The following is an 835-nucleotide window of genomic DNA, read 5'->3' as shown; positions in this document are numbered from 1 at the left end:
GGCACCAAGCTCAAGGCCGCCGCGAAGTAGTCGCGCCCTCCGACACGGCCCCGGCACTGCGCCGGGGCCGTCGTCGTCCGCGGACGCGGCCGCCGATCGTCCGCAGACGCGGCCGCCGATCGTCCGCGGACGCGGCTGCCGATCAGCCGCGGAACGTAGGCTGGACCGGTGAATCGAACCGTCCGGATCGTCGGCCCTGCGCTCGTGCTCGTCGCCGCAGCGCTCGTCGCCCTCCTCGCGGCCCTGGCCTTCGGCGGGGGAGCCGAAGCTCCGCTGCTGAACGATCCCGGCCCCGTGGTCCGCTACGGCCTCCCGATCGCCAAGCTGGCCGTCAATCTCGGCGCCGCGGGCATGATCGGCTCGCTCGTGCTGACGCTGTTCGCGCTGAGCCCCCGCGCCGCCGCCGCCCGCGACGCCCGATCCTCGTCCCGGTCTTCGACCGCTCACGCCTCTTCGCGCGCCGGCCAGTCCTCCTCGCGCGCCGGCCAATCCTCCTCCCGCGCCGGATCGACGCGCACCGCGGTCGCCCCCGCGCGCCCCGCGCCCGCCGAGGCCGCGCCCGAGCCGCGCACCGAGTTCTCGATCGCCCTCGACGTCGCCGCCGCCAGCGCCGCCTTCTTCGCGGCGGCCAGCGCGGTGACCGGGTTCCTCACCTTCCTCAACGTCACGCAGACGCCTCTGAGCCTCGACCGCGACTTCGGCACCAAGCTCAGCTACTTCATCGGCAGCATCGAGGTCGGCCAGGCCTGGCTCATCACGACGCTGCTCGCGGCCGTCGTCACCGTCCTCTGCTTCGCCGTCCGCAACCAGACCGCGCTCGTCTTCGTCACGGGCC

1 pseudogene is annotated in these 835 nt (G+C 74.4%); it reads left to right on the top strand.

Annotation, left to right across the window (positions count from 1 at the left end):
• Positions 1-168: 168 nt before the first annotated feature.
• Positions 169-835 (top strand): annotated as a pseudogene (locus C5C82_RS17135) (hypothetical protein); the annotation flags it as partial.

The sequence above is a fragment of the Rathayibacter sp. AY1D5 genome (assembly GCF_002932515.1).
GTDB lineage: Bacteria > Actinomycetota > Actinomycetes > Actinomycetales > Microbacteriaceae > Rathayibacter.
This window is presented reverse-complemented; position numbering and strand designations above follow the sequence as displayed.